The 15,958-nt window shown below is 71.3% G+C and carries 15 protein-coding genes and 1 pseudogene; 7 read left to right on the forward strand and 9 right to left on the reverse strand.

Translation table 11 applies throughout. The features are described 5' to 3' along the window. Positions 1-46: 46 nt before the first annotated feature. Positions 47-910: pseudogene (locus CHC09_RS32270) on the forward strand (LysR family transcriptional regulator); the annotation flags it as partial. Between the two features lie 36 nt (positions 911-946). Here the strand turns inward: CHC09_RS32270 and CHC09_RS47970 are convergent. From CHC09_RS47970 to CHC09_RS32295, 5 genes are read right to left on the reverse strand one after another with little or no spacing between them, the layout of a single operon-like run. Beyond that, positions 947-1,549, reverse strand: a complete 603-nt coding sequence (locus CHC09_RS47970) for a LutC/YkgG family protein (protein WP_089297105.1) — start codon at positions 1,547-1,549, stop codon at positions 947-949. After that, positions 1,546-2,973: a LutB/LldF family L-lactate oxidation iron-sulfur protein gene (locus CHC09_RS32280; protein WP_239138660.1), complete on the reverse strand. Its 1,428-nt coding sequence runs from the start codon at positions 2,971-2,973 to the stop codon at positions 1,546-1,548. Before CHC09_RS32280 ends, CHC09_RS47970 begins: the two co-directional genes overlap by 4 nt. Before the next feature lie 49 nt (positions 2,974-3,022). After that, positions 3,023-3,748 (reverse strand): (Fe-S)-binding protein, encoded by a 726-nt coding sequence (locus CHC09_RS32285; protein ID WP_089297106.1) that lies wholly within the window; start codon positions 3,746-3,748, stop codon positions 3,023-3,025. Positions 3,749-3,750: 2 nt separating this feature from the next. Then, positions 3,751-5,130: a rhamnulokinase gene (locus CHC09_RS32290; RefSeq protein WP_089297035.1), complete on the reverse strand. Its 1,380-nt coding sequence runs from the start codon at positions 5,128-5,130 to the stop codon at positions 3,751-3,753. Next, a complete protein-coding gene (locus CHC09_RS32295) occupies positions 5,127-7,157 on the reverse strand; it encodes a bifunctional aldolase/short-chain dehydrogenase (protein WP_089297036.1) in 2,031 nt (676 codons plus the stop codon). The genes CHC09_RS32290 and CHC09_RS32295 overlap by 4 nt, the downstream gene beginning before the upstream one ends. A gap of 189 nt (positions 7,158-7,346) precedes the next feature. Here CHC09_RS32295 and CHC09_RS32300 point away from each other — a divergent pair, with 189 nt between their 5' ends. The 3 genes from CHC09_RS32300 (at position 7,347) to CHC09_RS32310 (ending at position 10,016) form a co-directional block, all read left to right on the forward strand. Beyond that, entirely contained in the window at positions 7,347-8,660 is a 1,314-nt protein-coding gene (locus tag CHC09_RS32300; RefSeq protein WP_143232712.1) for a hypothetical protein, read from the forward strand. Positions 8,661-8,774: 114 nt separating this feature from the next. Then, positions 8,775-9,536 carry a 2-phosphosulfolactate phosphatase gene (locus CHC09_RS32305; RefSeq protein ID WP_089297038.1) on the forward strand — a complete coding sequence of 254 codons (762 nt, stop codon included), beginning with the start codon at positions 8,775-8,777 and terminating at the stop codon, positions 9,534-9,536. Between the two features lie 24 nt (positions 9,537-9,560). Further along, a complete protein-coding gene (locus tag CHC09_RS32310) occupies positions 9,561-10,016 on the forward strand; it encodes a MaoC family dehydratase (RefSeq protein ID WP_089297039.1) in 456 nt (151 codons plus the stop codon). A 7-nt stretch (positions 10,017-10,023) separates the two neighbouring features. Here the strand turns inward: CHC09_RS32310 and CHC09_RS32315 are convergent, their stop codons facing one another. Beyond that, a complete protein-coding gene (locus tag CHC09_RS32315; RefSeq protein ID WP_089297107.1) occupies positions 10,024-10,695 on the reverse strand; it encodes a DNA alkylation repair protein in 672 nt (223 codons plus the stop codon). After that, positions 10,692-11,705, reverse strand: a complete 1,014-nt coding sequence (locus tag CHC09_RS32320) for a LysR family transcriptional regulator (protein WP_089297040.1) — start codon at positions 11,703-11,705, stop codon at positions 10,692-10,694. Before CHC09_RS32320 ends, CHC09_RS32315 begins: the two co-directional genes overlap by 4 nt. A gap of 132 nt (positions 11,706-11,837) precedes the next feature. On the opposite strand from CHC09_RS32320, the gene CHC09_RS32325 reads away from it, so the two are divergent. Together CHC09_RS32325 and CHC09_RS32330 are read left to right on the forward strand one after the other, a co-directional pair. Next, complete coding sequence (locus CHC09_RS32325; protein ID WP_089297041.1) at positions 11,838-12,272, forward strand: SRPBCC family protein; 435 nt, start codon at positions 11,838-11,840, stop codon at positions 12,270-12,272. After that, positions 12,269-12,730 (forward strand): MarR family winged helix-turn-helix transcriptional regulator, encoded by a 462-nt coding sequence (locus tag CHC09_RS32330; RefSeq protein WP_089297042.1) that lies wholly within the window; start codon positions 12,269-12,271, stop codon positions 12,728-12,730. Before CHC09_RS32325 ends, CHC09_RS32330 begins: the two co-directional genes overlap by 4 nt. A gap of 78 nt (positions 12,731-12,808) precedes the next feature. Here the strand turns inward: CHC09_RS32330 and CHC09_RS32335 are convergent, their stop codons facing one another. Together CHC09_RS32335 and CHC09_RS32340 are read right to left on the reverse strand one after the other, a co-directional pair. Next, complete coding sequence (locus CHC09_RS32335; RefSeq protein ID WP_089297043.1) at positions 12,809-13,360, reverse strand: DoxX family membrane protein; 552 nt, start codon at positions 13,358-13,360, stop codon at positions 12,809-12,811. A 99-nt stretch (positions 13,361-13,459) separates the two neighbouring features. Next, a complete protein-coding gene (locus CHC09_RS32340; protein ID WP_239138659.1) occupies positions 13,460-14,905 on the reverse strand; it encodes an MFS transporter in 1,446 nt (481 codons plus the stop codon). 65 nt (positions 14,906-14,970) lie between these two features. Here CHC09_RS32340 and CHC09_RS32345 point away from each other — a divergent pair, with 65 nt between their 5' ends. Further along, the gene (locus tag CHC09_RS32345) at positions 14,971-15,927 is read left to right on the forward strand and encodes an Lrp/AsnC family transcriptional regulator (protein ID WP_089297044.1); all 957 of its coding nucleotides are present in this window, start codon (positions 14,971-14,973) and stop codon (positions 15,925-15,927) included. Positions 15,928-15,958: the final 31 nt, after the last annotated feature.

The raw sequence follows: 15,958 nt of genomic DNA on the forward strand, positions 1-15,958 counted from the left end.
GGATCACAGCCGACCGGGCACAGCGTGAGCGGGAGGAGGCGGTCTGATGGAGCTGCGTGACATCGAGATCTTCCTGACGCTCGCCGAAGAGCTCCATTTCGGGCGTACGGCCGAACGCCTCCACGTCTCCCAGGCACGCGTCAGCCAGTCGATCAAGCAGCAGGAGCGCCGGATCGGCGGCGCCCTGTTCGAGCGGACCAGCCGCAGCGTGCGCCTCACCCCGCTCGGCGAGCGGCTCCGTGACCGGCTCCACGCGGGCTACGGCGAGATCATGGCGGGCCTCGACGAGGCCGCCGCCGGCGCCCGTGGCCACGCCGGCACGCTGAGCGTCGGCACGTACGACACCCACCACCAGGAGATCGCGGCCGGCGTGGCATTGTTCCGGCACCGGCATCCGCAGTGTGAGCTGCGCATGCGCGAGATCATCCCGACCGATCCGTTCACCGCGCTGCGCACCGCCCGGATCGACGTCGCACTGCTCTGGCTACCGGTCCGTGAGCCCGATCTCGTCGTCGGGCCGCTGCTGCACACCGAGACGCTCGTGCTGACCGTCGCCGCCGATCATCCGCTCGCCGATCGCGACCGGGTCGAGATGGAGGACCTCGGCGACTATCCGGTGATCTACCTGGACGGGCCTGTCCCGGACTACGTGTGGGCGGCGCACACTCCGCCCGTGACACCGTCCGGGCGCCCCATCCGGCGCGGGGCCGGGGTGACCACCCTCGAGGAGGCGCTGACGGCGATCAGCACCGGCACCGTGATCTCCCCGATCGGGTCGACCTCGATCAGCACCCGGTCACGCCGGAACATCACCTTCCTGCCCATCGTCGATGGGCCGGTCCTGCAGTACGTGCCGGTGTGGCGCGGCACCGGTGAGAGCGCGCTGGTCCGCGCCTTCGTCCAGGCGCTCGTGGACGCGTGGGAGGCCAGGGCGGCCGCGGACGCGTCATCCGGCCGCGGTCCGATCCAGCAGCAGGACGTGCAGGTGGCGGGGCCCGTGGACGCCCTCGACCCGGTTCAGCTCGATGTCACTGGTCGCGGAGGGGCCGCTGATCCAGGTCAGCGGGCGTGACGGGTCGAGACGGGCGACCGCCTCCGGCACGGACGCCACCACCTGCTCCGGGCGCAGCACGATGAGGTGCGTGTCCGGCAGCAGGCTGATGATCCGCCGGCCCTGATCGGGCGAGGCGTCCAGCACGATGGTCCCGGTCTCCGCCACGGCCACGGCCGCGGCGGTCAGGACCGCGTCGGCCGCGGCGATGCGGTCCGGCGCCAGGTCCTCGTCGACGAGGGCACCCGCCGGGCGCCAGGACACCGGCAGCCCCTCCGGTACGACCACGGTCCCGCCCACGATCCCCGACACGGTCGCCGCGACCGCGTCCTCGCCGACCCGGTGTACCTCGGCCTTGTAGTCGATCAGCCGGCTCACCAGCAGCTCGAGGTCGGCCGCCGGGAACGAGCGCCGGTACTCCCGGGGCACCGGAGCCGGCACCGGCTCGTCCCTCAGCGCCGCCCGCACCCGTCCCAGGATCAGCTCGCGTGAGTTCATCGCCGTGCCCACCAATCGCGGAACGTCTGCTCCGGCGGCTCCGGAAGGTCGCGCGCCGTCGTCCAGCTGGAGAGCGGCGGCGGCAGCCCCCGCCCGCGCCGCCCGGCGATCCGGGCCAGTTTGGCGGCCCGCTGCGCCCGCGCGTACAGCCTGGGATGGTTCATCGTGTACGCCGCGGCCCGCATCACCGCCCGCTCCATGCGCGAATGCGGCGCCTTGTCGCGCAGGTGCACCAGCATCGACGGGATGTCGATCTTCACCGGGCAGGCGTCGAAGCAGGCCCCGCAGAGCGACGACGCGTACGGCAGCGACGCGTTGTCCTCGACCCCGGTGAGCTGCGGCGACAGCACCGCCCCGATCGGTCCGGGGTAGACCGACCCGTAGGCGTGCCCACCCGTCCGCTCGTACACCGGGCACACGTTCAGGCAGGCCGAGCACCGGATGCAGTGCAGCGCCGCCCGCCCGGCGCGGTCGGCGAGCACCGCGCTGCGCCCGTTGTCGAGCAGCACCAGGTGGAAGCTCTGCGGCCCGTCCCCGGGCGTGACCCCGGTCCACATGGTCGTGTACGGGTTCATCCGCTCGCCGGTCGACGCCCTCGGCAGCAGTTGCAGGAACACCTCGAGGTCCTGCCAGGTCGGCACGACCTTCTCGAGGCCCATCACGGTGATCAGCGTGTCGGGCAGGGTCAGGCACATCCGCCCGTTGCCCTCCGACTCGACCACGGCGAGCGTCCCGGTCTCCGCGATCGCGAAGTTCGCCCCGCTCACCGCGACCCGGGTGGACAGGAACGTCTCCCGTAGATATTTCCGCGCGGCCGCGGCCAGCACCGGCGGGTCGTCGGTCAGCCCCGGGTCGACGCCGGGCATCGCCCTCAGGAAGATCTCCCGGATCTCGGACCGGTTCCGGTGGATGGCCGGCACCAGGATGTGGCTCGGCTTGTCCTCGCCCAGCTGCACGATCAGCTCGGCCAGGTCGGTCTCCACCGGCTGGATCCCGGCCGCTTCCAGGGCCTCGTTGAGCCCGATCTCCTGGGTCGCCATCGACTTGACCTTGATGACCCGCTCCGAGCCGGTGGCCCGGACCAGGTCGGTGACGATCGCGTTGGCCTCGTTGGCGTCCGCGGCCCAGTGCACGACACCACCGGCCGCCACGACGCGCTCCTCGAGCTGCTCCAGCAGCTCGGGCAGCCGGGCCAGCACGGACGCTTTGATCGCGGACCCGGCGGTCCGCAGCTCCTGCCAGTCGGGCAACTCGGCGATCACCCGGCCGGACTTGCCGCGGATCGTCGTGGTCGCGTGCCGCAGATTACGCCGCAGCTGCCCGTCGGCGAGCGCGTCGTGCGCCGCCTCCGGGAACGTCCGGTCCCCACGCAGATTGCCGACCCCGCTCGGCGCGGTGACCGGCATTCCCAGGAAGGTACTCACGGCGCCACCTCCGCTCTCCTCCGGCGTCGCGTTTCGCTCGCGAGCTCGCTCATGTCGAGGCCAGGATCTCGGCCAGGTGCACGGTCCGCACACCGGTCTCCTTCCGACGTAGCCCACCGCCGATGTGCATCAGGCAGGACGCGTCACCGGCCGTGCACACCTCCGCCCCGGTGGCGACGACACTGGTCAGCTTGTCGGCGAGCATCGCCGCCGACGTCTCCGCGTTCTTGAGCGCGAACGTGCCACCGAAGCCGCAGCACTGCTCCGCGGCCGGCAGCTCGACCAGCTCCAACCCGCGGACCTGCCGCAACAGCCGCAGCGGCTTGTCACCGACCCGGATCATCCGCAGGCTGTGACAGGTCGGGTGGTAGGTCACCCGGTGCGGGTAGCGGGCCCCGACGTCCTCCACCCCGAGCACGTCCACGAGCAGCTCGGACAGCTCATAGGTGCGCGAGCCGACATCCTGCGCCCGGGCCGCCAGGCCGCGCTCGCCGCAGTTCGAGGCGACCAGGGAGTGCTGATGCCGGATCGACCCGACGCACGACCCGGACGGCGCGACGATCACGTCATACCGGTCGAACACCGAGACGTAGCGTTTCACCAGCGGCAACGCGTCCCGCTGGTACCCCGTGTTGACGTGCATCTGCCCGCAGCAGCTCTGCTCGAAGGGGAAGACCACCTCGTGACCGAGCCGTTCCAGCAGCCGGACGGTGGCCTTCGCCGCCTCCGGGAAGAGGGTGTCGGCGAGACAGGTCGCGAAGAGCGCGATCCGCACGGTCACCTCCCCACCCGCTCGGCGGCGGCCCGCCAGGGCCCGTCGCCGCCGCGCGGCTCGTAGCGCGTGATCTGTTGAGTCTGCCGCACCAGCGCGCGCATCGCCGGTAGCGAGCCCTCGACCACGCCCGCGGCGCGCGCCTGCACCAGCACGTTGCCGAGCGCGGTCGCCTCCACCGGCCCGGCGAGCACCGGCAATCCGGTGGCGTCCGCGGTCAGCCGGCAGAGCAGTTCGTTGCGGGCGCCGCCACCGACCAGGTGCACCACCCGGGGATCGCGGCCGGTGAGTTCCCGGGCCTGGCGCACCGCGCGCCGTTGCGCGAGCGCCAGGCTGTCCAGGATGCACCGGGTGATCGCGGGGTGTGACGCGTCCCGCGGCAGGCCGGCCGCCGTCCGGATCCGGGCGGACATGCCGCCGGGCGGCAGGAAGGCCGGATCGTCCAAGTCGACGACCGCACCGAAGGCCGGCTCCTCCGCCGCGGCTTTCAGCAGGTCCGAGATGTCCGGCGAACCCCACTCCCGCATGCACTCCTGCAGCGGCCACAACCCCATCACGTTGCGGAGATACCGGACGGTTCCGTCGACCCCGCCCTCGTTGGTGAAGTTCGCCTCGCGCGACGCCGCGGTGAGGACCGGGCGGTCCAGTTCGAGCCCGACGAGCGACCACGTCCCCGAGGAGACGTACGCGAAATCCTCCTGATCCGCGGGGACCGCGACCACCGCCGACGCCGTGTCGTGCGAGCCGACCGCGACCACCGGCGTCCCCTCGAAGTGCCCGATCAGGTCACCGGGACGCCGGATCGCCGGGAAGTGCTCCGCCCGCAGGCCCAGGTCGGAGATCAGCCCCCAGGCCCATTCGCCGGTACGGACGTCGAGCAGCCCGGTCGTCGAGGCGTTCGTGTACTCCGCCCCGATCTCCCCGGTCAGCCAGTACGCGAGCAGATCCGGGATCATCAGCATCGTCGAAGCCGCCGCGTACTGCGGAGTCCCGGCCGCCGCCAGCAACTGGTAGACCGTGTTGAACGGCAGCGTCTGCAGCCCACTGATCTCGTAGAGGTCCGGCACCCGGTCCGCGATCCCGTCGGTCCGCGCGTCCCGGTAGTGGACGGGGTTGCCGAGCAGCGCCCCCGACGAGTCCAGGAACCCGTAGTCCACGGCCCACGAGTCGATCCCGATCCCGTCCACCGGCCCGGCCTTCGCGAGACCGTCGAGCACACCCTTGTACAGCCCGAGGATGTCCCAGTGCAGGACGCCGCCCGCGCGCACCGGATCGTTGGCGAACCGGTGCACCACCTCGAGCCCGAGGCTCCCGCCGGAGAACGTGCCGACGACGACCCGCCCGCTGGACGCGCCGAGGTCGACCGCCGCGAACCGGTGCGTCATCGGAGGAACGCCGCCGCGACGCCCGCGTCGACGGGTACGTGCAGTCCGGTGGTGTGCGACAACTCGCCGGCGGCCAGCACGAAGACCGCGTTGGCCACGTGCTCCGGCAGCACCTCACGTTTGAGCAGCGTGCGCTGCGCGTAGAACTCGCCCAGCTTCTCCTCCGGCACGCCGTAGACGGCGGCGCGCTGCGCGCCCCAGCCGCCCGCGAAGATCCCCGAACCGCGGACGACTCCGTCGGGGTTGACCCCGTTCACCCGTACGCCATGAGCGCCCAGCTCGGCCGCCAGCAACCGCACCTGGTGCGCCTGGTCGGCCTTGGCGGCGCCGTAGGCGACGTTGTCCGGGCCCGCGAAGAGCGAGTTCTTGCTGGAGATGTAGACGATGTCGCCGCCCATCCCCTGCGCGATCAGGATCCGTGCGGCGGCCCGCGCGACCAGGAAAGAGCCCTTGGCCATCACGTCGTGCTGCAGGTCCCAGTCCTGCTCGGTGGTCTCCAGCAGCGGCTTGGAGATGGAGAGGCCGGCGTTGTTGACGATCAGGTCGACCCCACCGAAGGCGAGCACAGCCTGCTCCATGGCGGCCTCGACGGCGGCCGCGTCGGTGACGTCGGCGACCACCGCGACGGCCCGGTCCGCACCGCCGATCTCGCCCGCCACGGCCCGCGCGGTGTCCCCGTCCCGGTCGGCGACGACGACACAGGCGCCCTCGGCGGCCAGCCGCAGCGCGATCGCCCGGCCGATTCCGGAGCCACCACCGGTCACGAACGCGACCCGGGTCGCCAGCGGCTTCGGCTTCGGCCTGCGCTGGAGCTTGGCCTCCTCGAGCGACCAGTACTCGATGCGGAACTTCTCGGCCTCGTCGATCGGGGCGTAGCGGGAGATCGACTCGGCGCCGCGCATCACGTTGATCGCGTTGACGTAGAACTCGCCGGCGACCCGGGCGGTCTGCTTGTCGGCGCCGAAGGAGAACAGGCCGACCCCCGGGACCAGCACGATCGCCGGGTCGGCACCCCGGATCGCCGGGCTGTCCGCGGTGGCGTGCCGCTCGTAGTAGGCGCGGTAGTCCGCGCGGTACGCCTCGTGCAGCTCCTTGAGCCGGTCGGTGACCCGCTCCAGCGGCGCGTCCGGCGCGGTGTCGAGGACCAGGGGCTTGACCTTGGTGCGGAGGAAGTGGTCGGGGCAGGAGGTGCCGAGGGCGGCCAGTTCGGCGAGGCGCTCGCCGCCGACGAAGTCGAGGACCACGTCCGAGTCGGTGAAGTGGCCGACCTGGGGGCGGTCGGTGGAGGCGAGGCCGCGGATCACCGGGAAGAGGGCGGCGGCGCGCTTGCCTCGTACGTCATCGGGCAGTGCCGGGTTCGTCGTCGCGCCGAAAGGCGCGCTGCGGCCGTGCTCCGCGATGTAGGCCGCGGCCGTGTCGATGATCTCCCGCGAGTTCGCCTCGCAGTCGTCGCTGGTGGCGCCCCACGCGGTGATTCCGTGTCCACCCAGGATCACCCCGATGGCCTGCGGGTTCGCCCGCGCGGCGGCGGCGAGGTCCAGGCCGAGCTGGAAGCCGGGGCGTCGCCAGTCCACCCAGAGCACCCGGTCGCCGAAGATCTCCTTGGTGAGCGCGGGCCCGTCGGCGGCGGTGGCGATCGCGATGCCGGCGTCCGGGTGCAGGTGGTCGACGTGCGGGACGTCGACCAGGCCGTGCATCGCGGTGTCGATGCTCGGGGCGGCTCCGCCCCGGCCGTGCAGGCAGTAGTCGAAGGCGGCGACCATCTCGTCCTCGCGCTCGACGCCGGGGTAGACGCCGGGCAGCGCGCGCAGCCGGTCCAGGCGGAGCACGGCCAGGCCCGGCTCGGTCAGGGTGCCCAGGTCGCCGCCGGAACCTTTCACCCACAGCAGGTCGACGGCCTCCCCGGTGACCGGGTCGAGGTCACTGCCCTTGGCGGAGGTGTTCCCACCGGCGTAGTTGGTGGTGCGTGGGTCCGCACCGAGGCGATTCGACCGTGCGAGGAGCGCGGCGACAGCGGCGTTGGTCATGACGATCCTTCGAGCCGGGGGCAGGCATTCATGAAACGTTTCACCACTGCCAGATTACGCACCCCACAATGCCCCGGTCAAGGCTCCTCGCCCCGCCGTCGACTGACCGCCGGACGCGAAAATATGTCGCAGGTCCTCGATACGATCCCGCGTGCAACATCGGCACCCGTCATGCTCTACGGAGGATTGATGACCCCACGTTCCTATCGCGTTCTCACAGCCGCCACAGCGGCCGCCCTGCTCAGCCTGTCCCCCTCCGCCGTCTCGGCGGCAGCGGCCAACCAGCCGCCGGCCATCCCGACGTCGCTGACCGTCGCAGGTCTCGCCTGCGGCCCCGACGAGATCTCGGTCGGCACCACCACCCCGCAGGTCAGCGCCAACTTCACCGATCCCGACCTGGGTAGGGTCCAGGGCGAGAAGCTGACCCCGGCGTTCGCGTTCTGGCCGGTCGACCACCCGGAACAGCGCGTCGAGTGGACCCCACCGGTGCTGTCCTCCCCGAGCCGCGTGCTCACGACGCTGCCGTCCACCCTGGTCGACGGCGGCCACTACCAGCTGACAGCCCGCGCCACGGACGCCGATGGCGCCGTGTCGGACTGGTCGCCCGTCTGCGACTTCGCTGTCGACACGACCCGGCCCCACGCGCCGACGGTGACCTCCACCGACTATCCGGAGGGCCGGCCCGCCGGCGGCCCCGGCGTCCCGGGGAAGTTCACCTTCGCGGTGGCCGGCGGCGACCAGGATGTGGTGAAGTTCCGCTATTCGTCGGCCGGCAACTCGGGGCTGCGCGAGGTGCCGGTCGGCGACGACGGCCAGGCCACCGTCACCATCACTCCGCGCGGGTTCGGGACGAACGACATCACCGTCCAGGCGATCGACCGCACCTTGAACCGCTCGGCCGAGGCGCACTACTCCTTCTTGGTGATCGACCACGATCCGAAGGTGCACGACGGGAATCCGGACGCGGGGGCCGGAGAGCCACGAGCGATCAGCTTCTGGAGCGCGGTGCCGGGCACCGCGTCGTTCACGTACTCGCTGAACGGCGGCCCGGCGACGACGGTCACCGCGGACGCTGACGGCCGGGCAGCCGCGACCGTCACGCCCGATCGGCGCGGCGACAACCTCCTCACCGTCACCAGCCGGACGGCGAGCGGTGTCGTCTCCCCCGAGATCACCGCCAACCTCTACGTGTGGGTGCGGGTTCCGCAGCCGGTGATCAGCTCGCCCGACTTCCCCGGCGACGGCACCCCGCCGCCGGTGGTCGGCCAGGAGGTGACGATCGTCCTGCGCACGGATTCGCCCGAGGTCGCCGAGTTCGCCTGGTCCGCCGATTTCGGCGAAACCTTCCAGACCGTGACCGCCGACCAGAACGGCAACGCGACCATCCGCTACACCACACACGACTGGCCGTACCTGGAGATCCAGGCCCGCGCCCGCACCGCCGACGGCTTCGAATCGAACGCGGTCGTCACCGGGTGGGAACTGACCCCGGCAGAGCAGTAGTCAGTTGCAGGTAGTTCCGCGGGCGGTCGGCCGAGGCCGGCGGACCGCCCGCTCCCTCTTGCGTCAATACACCCTGCGCTCTTCCCGATCTACCACAGCGAATCGGAGCCGACCATGCACCCGGCACACGCACAACGCCCCTACCGGCTCCGCTTCGACTGGGGACTCACCGGTGCCCAGACAGTGGGCGCGGACGCCGACGTGGTGGTGGTCGTCGACGTGCTCTCCTTCACGACCACGCTGAGCGTCGCCGTGGAGAGCGGCGCGCAGGTGCTGCCGTACCGCTGGAAGGACGAGACCGCCGCCCGTCACGCCGCCCAGCGGCAGGCCGTTCTCGCGGTCGGTCGCTCAGTGGCCGGACCGGGCGACATCAGCCTGTCGCCGGCGACCATTCGCGCGAACCCACCGGTGCACCGCATTCTGCTGCCCTCGCCCAACGGATCCACCATCTCCCTGCTGGCCGGCGCGCGCGGAGCAACGGTGGTCGGCGCGGCCTTGCGCAACTTCTCCGCGGTCGCGCGCTGGATCACGCGATCCGCCGCCTCCCCTGAGTGGACGGTCGCGGTCATCGCCGCCGGCGAAAAATGGGACGACGGCAGTCTGCGTCCGGCGGTCGAGGACCTGTGGGGCGCCGGAGCGATCCTCCGATCCCTCAAAGGCGCCGGGTTCGTGAACGCCTCACCGGAAGCCGAGGTCGCGGCGGCCGCCTACGCCGCGGTCGAGGCGGACGCGCCGGCCGCGCTCCGGGCCTGCGCCAGCGGCCGCGAACTCATCGAGATGGGCTTCGGAGAAGACGTCGAGATAGCCGCCGAGATCGACCGGTGCCGGCACGTCCCGGTGCTGGAGGGCGGCGTGTTCTCGGGGACAGTCGCCTGAAACACCTCAGCCGAGAGGACGACCATGACCGTTTTCGACAGTATCGACGACCTGCTGCGGCAAGCGGGGTCGGCACTCGGGACGACCGGCTGGCATCTCGTCGACCAGCCCCGGATCGACGCGTTCGCCGAGGTGACCGGCGATCACCAGTGGATCCATGTGGACCCGGAGCGGGCAACGGCCGAGAGCCCGTTCGGCGGCACCATCGCGCACGGGGCGCTGACGCTGTCGCTGTGCATGACGTTCCTCGAACAGCTCATCGAGGTCAGGAACATCGGTCACGTGGTCAACGCGGGCTTCGACCGGGTCCGCTTCCGGGCACCGGTCCCGGTCGGCTCCCGGTTGCGGGGCGCCGGCACGTTACGCTCCGCGCAGCCGATGGGCGGCGGCATCCGCGCCGACATCCGCATCAAGGTGGAGATCGACGGCACGTCGATGCCGGCCTGCGTCGCCGACCACGTCCTGGTCTTCTACCGCTGATCACTGCCTACTTGTCGTGCTGGCGGCGGACCATCTCGGTGATCCAGGTGGGCGCGAACGGAGACGTGCAGCCCGGGGCGGTCGGGTAGTCCTTGAGCACCTGCAACCGCTCGCCGATGTCGATCGCGCGGGCGCGGTGCTCAGGGTGTTCGATCCCGATCTGAGCCAGGCAGTGGTTCATCGCCCACTGCAGGCGATCCGGGGCGTCCTTCATCTCCGCCTCGATGACGTCGAGCAGCTTTCCGAGGTCGAGCCCCTCGGGCTTCCTGGCCACCCGTTCGGTGGTCAACGCCCAACCGGCACTCGCCACCACCGGATCGGGATCGGCCAGCCAGGCCACCCGCAGCTCCTCGGCGTGCGGATTCTTCTTCACCACGTAGTTCACGAGCCAGTCGTGCACCTTGGGCGTACGTGCCTCCCGCAGCATCGCGTCCAACTCGTCCCGCGTGAACGCCTTCGGCCGGCAGATCAGCATCGCCAGGAGTCTCGCCGCGGAGTCGGCCGTCTTCCAGAGCTGACCGGCGAGGTCCTGCTGGATCTTCAGCCGCTTCGCCAGCGCACGCAGCGCGCCGAGGTTCACCCCGTGATCGTCGCCGTGCCTCCGGTTCACCTCGCGGGCCTTCGGGTCCTCGAGCGCGGCCAGCTCGGCCAGCACCTCGGCCACCGTCGTCTCGGTCACCTCGTCCTCCTGTTCCGCACGCACGGATTCAGCCGACGGGGAGTCACGGTGAACCGAGCGCACGATCGAGAACCACTATCCCCGGTCGCCGGCTCGAGCCGCAGGGCATCCACCGATCCCTGCTCACCGGGTGGCACGGTGGTCAGAACGGTCTGGACCAGGGCACGCAGGAGGCTGCTCTCCTCGGCGGTACGCCAGACGAACGCCCACTCGACCGGCGGCGCGTCGCGGATCGGCAGGAACACGAGATTGGGCCACGAATAGAAGCGGGCGGCCTCGGCCACGCAGGCGATGACAGCCTGGCCGGCGCTGGCCGCCTTCAGCTGGTCTTCCCAGCTCGTGACCACCGGCCCCCGTGGGATCGCACGGCCGGACGGAGTCCGGAAGGGCTGGAACACCTCTTCCATGTACGACGGAATCCGGGACTGGTGCGCGACGAAGACGAGGTCCCCGAAGTCCTCCCGGCAGATCGAGTCACGCTCCGCGTAGGGATGGGTCGCCGCGACCACGAGCACCTGCGCCGAGGAGCGCGTGACCGGGCCGACGGTGAGCCCGGGCTCGCGGACCGGGAGCCAGACGTGCGCGACCTCCACCTCGCCGGCGTACAACTGGGCCAGCGGGATGACCGGGTTCAGGTCACGGTGGACGAGCTCGACACCCGGATGTAGATCGCGGAACGAAGCGAGGACCTCGTCGAGCATCCACATCTGCGGACCCATGGTGCCGAGGGTGAGCGTTCCCGAGACGCCGCGCGCGGCCTGTTGAGCCCGCGCCACGCTCTCGAGCAGCCCCTGGTACAACGGCCTCAGGTCGTCACGAAGCTGCTCGCCGAGCGGGGTGAGCCGGACGCTACGGCTGGTGCGCTCGAACAGCTGGCCACCGACGCGGCGTTCCTGCTGCTTGATCGCCTGACTGACGCGAGCCTGCGTGACGTGCAGCCGCTGTGCGGTCCGGCCGAAATGCAGCTCCTCGGCGAGGACCAGGAAGATCTCGATGTCGCGCAGCTCCACCTGGCGTCCTGTCCGCGAGACAACGATCTGAATCGTCGCATCGTACGTCGAGATCCACTATCCGTCGTTCCCGACCGTGACCGGCCGCACTTGGGCTTGCCAGCGAGATAGTAAGCGCGCATACTATCTCGCATGAAGACGATCGCCACCGCGCAGCTCACCTCCGACCTCTCGCCCCAGGCCTTCTTCGACCGCTGGGCCGACATGGCCACCTGGCCGGAGTGGAACACCGACACCGAGTGGGTCCGCCTCGACGGGCCGTTCCGCACCGGCGCGACCGGGAAGCTGAAGCCCAAAGGTGGTCCGGTCACCCGGTTCGTCGTCACCTCACTCGTCCCGGGGCAGGAGTTCACCGACGTGTCCCTGCTGCTGGGGGCGCGGCTGACGTTCCAGCACCTGGTCGCCGTGGACGCCGGTGGATCCACCACGATCACGGTGCGGGTGACCCTCGCCGGCCCGCTCGCCTTCTTCTGGAACGCCGTGCTGGGCAAGAACATCGCGAATGGCCTGAGCGCCGACCTCGCCCGGCTCGAAGCAGCCGCCCGCGCGGCCGCGGTGCCGGCGTGAGCCTGGCCAGCAGGCACGACAGTGCCGACGACAGCCCCGGCCTGCTGCTGTGGCAGGTCACCAACCGCTGGCAGGCCGCGCAGCGAACGGCGCTGAAGCCCTTCGACATCACCCACGTGCAGTTCGTGCTGCTGGCTACGCTCACCTATCTGGAAACGTCCGGCCCGGTCACCCAGAAGGCTCTCGCCGACATGGCCGCCACCGACCCGATGATGACCTCCCAGGTGCTCCGCACGCTGGAGAGCCGCGACCTGGTGCACCGGCCCCCGCACCCCACCGATCGCCGCGCCCGGGCGGTGGCCGTCACCGACGCCGGGCGCGCGCTCGCCAACCAGGCCGTGGTCGCGGTGGAAGCCTGCGACGCCTCGTTCTTCGCCGTCCTCGGCGACAGCCTGCCCGCGTTCACCGGGACACTGCGCACCCTCCGTACCCGTACGGACGGAGACCGCCCGGGCTGAAAAGCCCGGACAGACGGAGACCGCCCGGGCTCAAGAGCCCGGGCGGCCGGCTGGCCGATGTTCGGTTGTGGCGGTGACTCAGATCAGCCAGCGGTTCTTCTGGACCAGCGGGAGGCGGGCCCACAAGCGACCGAGACCCCAGGTGTGCCCGGCGTAGGTCAGCGCGAGCACGATCCCGCTGACCGCGTAGATCACGTGGTAGTCCACCACCGGGTTGCTCGAGCCGCTGGCGAGCGGCCACTCGGCCAGCCACATCATCGCCATCATCAGGGCCGCCGAGCCCGCGGCGATCCGCAGGCCGACGCCGAGGATCAGCGCGAGTCCGATGCCGAGCAGACCGAGCATGAACGCCCAGTCGGCGAAGGTGCTGCCGGCGAGGCTGTGGAACATCTCCTTGAACGGGCCGGCCTCGACGTGCGAGAGGAAGCCCTTGGTCGGCGATCCACCGTTGATCCAGGCCTTGGCGGCCGGGGTGGCGTACCCGAAGCCGAAGGTCTTGTCGAGGAAGGCCCAGAGGAAGACGAATCCGGTGGTGATCCGCAGAACGGCGAGTGCCTTGGCGGCGGCCTTGGTGAGTATGGCGCCCGGTGCCTCGACCTGCTCCAAGCGGTGAGCTGCAACGGTGGTCATCACATCCCCTTCCCTCAATCTCTCCGCCTTCAACAGTCCTCTTTCCACGGTCACCGCACCCGGGTCCGAGCACCCGTTCCGGGGGGCCGAAAGTCCCGCTCAGCCGAGCTTGGCCGGTTCCGGGTCGCCGGCGGTGGACGGCACGGCGGCCTGCGCGGGGGCCGCGTGGTGGCGTACCAGGACAAGAACGAGCAGACCGGCCACCGCGGCGGTCGCCCCGGCCACCAGCAGTGTCGCGTCCAGACCGTCCGCGAACCCGGCCGGCCGGCCGTGCGCGTCGCTGACCCGGTCGGCGAAGATGGTGCCGAAGACCGCGACCCCGAGCGCGAACCCGAGCTGCCGGAACGTGTTCAGCGCGCCGCCCGCCATCCCGCTGCGCTCCCGCGGCACCTCGCCGAGCACCGCCGACGACAGTGACGGCAGTACACAGCCGACGCCGAGGCCGACCACGACCAGTCCGGGGATCAGCACCGCGCCGGTGCTGTCCGCGTCGAGGCGGGTCTGCAGCAGGTCACCGGCCGCGATCAGCAGCAGGCCGAGGCCGACCGTCCAGCGTGGCGCGATGTTCTGCAGGAACCGGCCGGCGACCGCGCCGACGACCAGGGCGGCGGCGGCCATCGGCAGCGCGCCGTAGAGGCCGGCGTCGACCGGGCCGTAACCGAGCACCTGCTGCAGCCACACCGTGCTGAACGGCAGGTAGCCGAAGGCGGCGGCCTGGGTGAGGAACGCCGCGACGATCAGGGTGGCGAACGCGGGCCGGCGGAACAGCGACAGGTCCAGCATCGGGTGGTCGGAGCGGAGTTCGGCGACGATGAACGCGGCCAGGGCGACGACGCCGGCGGCGAACGCGGTCAGGGCGATGCCGTCGGTCCAGCCGCTGTCGCCGGCGCGGATCAGTCCGTACGTCACGGCCCCGGCCGCCACGGTGAAGGTGATCGTGCCGGGCAGGTCGAACCGGCCGCCCCACGGCGCCTTGGACTCGGTGACGCCGCGCACCGTGAACCAGACCGCGATCAGGCAGATCGGCAGGTTGACCAGGAACACCCAGCGCCAGCCGAGGTGTTCGGTGAGCAGGCCACCGGCGAGCGGGCCGGCGGCCGCCGCGGCGCCGTTGACCGCGCCCCAGATGCCGAACGCGACGCCTCGGTCACGACCGTGGTAGGTGACATTGAGCAGGGCGGCGGTGGTGGCGAACATGGCCGCACCGCCGGCGCCCTGCAGGACCCGGGCGGCGATCAACGCCTGCTCGTTCGGGGCGACGGCGCAGAGCAGGGAGGAGAGGGCGAAGACGCCGATGCCGATCAGGTACGTGCGGCGGCGGCCGTACCGGTCGGCGAGGGAGCCGGCGCCGAGGAGCAGGGCGGCGAGGGCGAGGGCGTACCCGTCGAGCACCCACTGCAGGTCGGCGTAGCCGGCCCCGAACTTGTCGGCGATCGACGGCAACGCGACGACGACGATGGTGACGTCGACCAGCAGCAGGAAGGTGCCGAGGCAGACGGCGATCAGTGGTGACCATTTGCGCATGCCCAGCAGGATGCCGGTCATCGTGGCGATCAGCGAACCGGATCTGGCTCATCCTGCGGATCTCGACTGGCGGATATGCTCGACTGGTGGAAATCGACAAGCTCGACCGGCAGGTGACGCACGCGCTGAGGATCAACGGGCGGGCCGGCTACCGGGAGATCGGCGCGGTGCTCGGCGTCTCCGACCAGACCGTCGCCCGGCGTTACCGCCGATTGCGCGAGGAGGCGGGCGTCCGGGTGGTCGGCCTGCCCAACCCCATCGAGCTCGGGTACGAGACCTGGACGCTCCGCCTGCGCGCCGCGCCGGACGCGGCCCTGCAGATCGCCTCCGCCCTGGCCCGCCGGCCGGACACCACCTGGGTCTCGGTCACGTCCGGCGGCACCGAGATCGTCAGCGGCGTGCACGTGCCGGCGTCCGCCGACCGGGAGGCCCTGCTGCTGCAAAAGCTTCCGAGGACACCGCGGCTGGTCGCGGTGAGCGCGCACTGCGTGATCCACAACTATGTCGGCGGCGCGGTCGGCCCGGACCTGCGCGACGACGCGCTCACCGGCGAACAGATCGCGGCCCTGACCCCGGAGCGTCCGACCGGCTCCCGCGCCGCCCACCTCACCGGCGCCGACGCCCCACTGATCGAGGCGCTCTCCTGGGACGGCCGGCTCGGCTACACCGAACTGGCCGCGAAGACCGGCTGGCCCGAGTCGACCGTGCGCCGCCGGGTCCAGGAGCTGTTCGGCTCGGGCTCGCTCTACACCGACGTCGAGGTGGATCCGGAGCTGTTCGGGTTCCGCGCCGCGGTGATGCTGTGGCTCTCGGTCGCACCGTCCCGGGTGGCCTCGGTCGGCACCGCCCTGAGCGAGCACGAGGAGATCGTCTTCGCGGCGGCCACCACCGGCCCGACGAACCTGCAGGCGACCGCGATCTGCCGGGACATGCCGGCCTTCTATCGCTACGTGACCGAACGGCTCAGCCTGCTCGACGGGGTCGAGCGGATCGAGTCGGCTCCGGTGCTCAAACACGTCAAGCAGCTCGGCTCGGTGCGCTGACATACCACCGCGACAGGTATGCGCCGGGATT

Origin of the sequence: Actinoplanes regularis (assembly GCF_900188005.1) — a bacterium.
GTDB lineage: Bacteria > Actinomycetota > Actinomycetes > Mycobacteriales > Micromonosporaceae > Actinoplanes > Actinoplanes regularis.

Excerpts from the sequence above, each read along its gene's own strand:
- CHC09_RS32310 (WP_089297039.1), top strand. The coding sequence starts at position 9,561 with ATGACCGTTTTCGACAGTATCGACGACCTGCTGCGGCAAGCGGGGTCG.
- CHC09_RS32290 (WP_089297035.1), bottom strand. The coding sequence starts at position 5,130 with ATGACGCACCGGTTCGCGGCGGTCGACCTCGGCGCGTCCAGCGGGCGG.
- CHC09_RS32300 (WP_143232712.1), top strand. The coding sequence starts at position 7,347 with ATGACCCCACGTTCCTATCGCGTTCTCACAGCCGCCACAGCGGCCGCC.
- CHC09_RS32305 (WP_089297038.1), top strand. The coding sequence starts at position 8,775 with ATGCACCCGGCACACGCACAACGCCCCTACCGGCTCCGCTTCGACTGG.
- CHC09_RS32325 (WP_089297041.1), top strand. The coding sequence starts at position 11,838 with ATGAAGACGATCGCCACCGCGCAGCTCACCTCCGACCTCTCGCCCCAG.
- CHC09_RS32340 (WP_239138659.1), bottom strand. The coding sequence starts at position 14,905 with ATGACCGGCATCCTGCTGGGCATGCGCAAATGGTCACCACTGATCGCC.
- CHC09_RS47970 (WP_089297105.1), bottom strand. The coding sequence starts at position 1,549 with ATGAACTCACGCGAGCTGATCCTGGGACGGGTGCGGGCGGCGCTGAGG.
- CHC09_RS32295 (WP_089297036.1), bottom strand. The coding sequence starts at position 7,157 with ATGACCAACGCCGCTGTCGCCGCGCTCCTCGCACGGTCGAATCGCCTC.
- CHC09_RS32335 (WP_089297043.1), bottom strand. The coding sequence starts at position 13,360 with ATGACCACCGTTGCAGCTCACCGCTTGGAGCAGGTCGAGGCACCGGGC.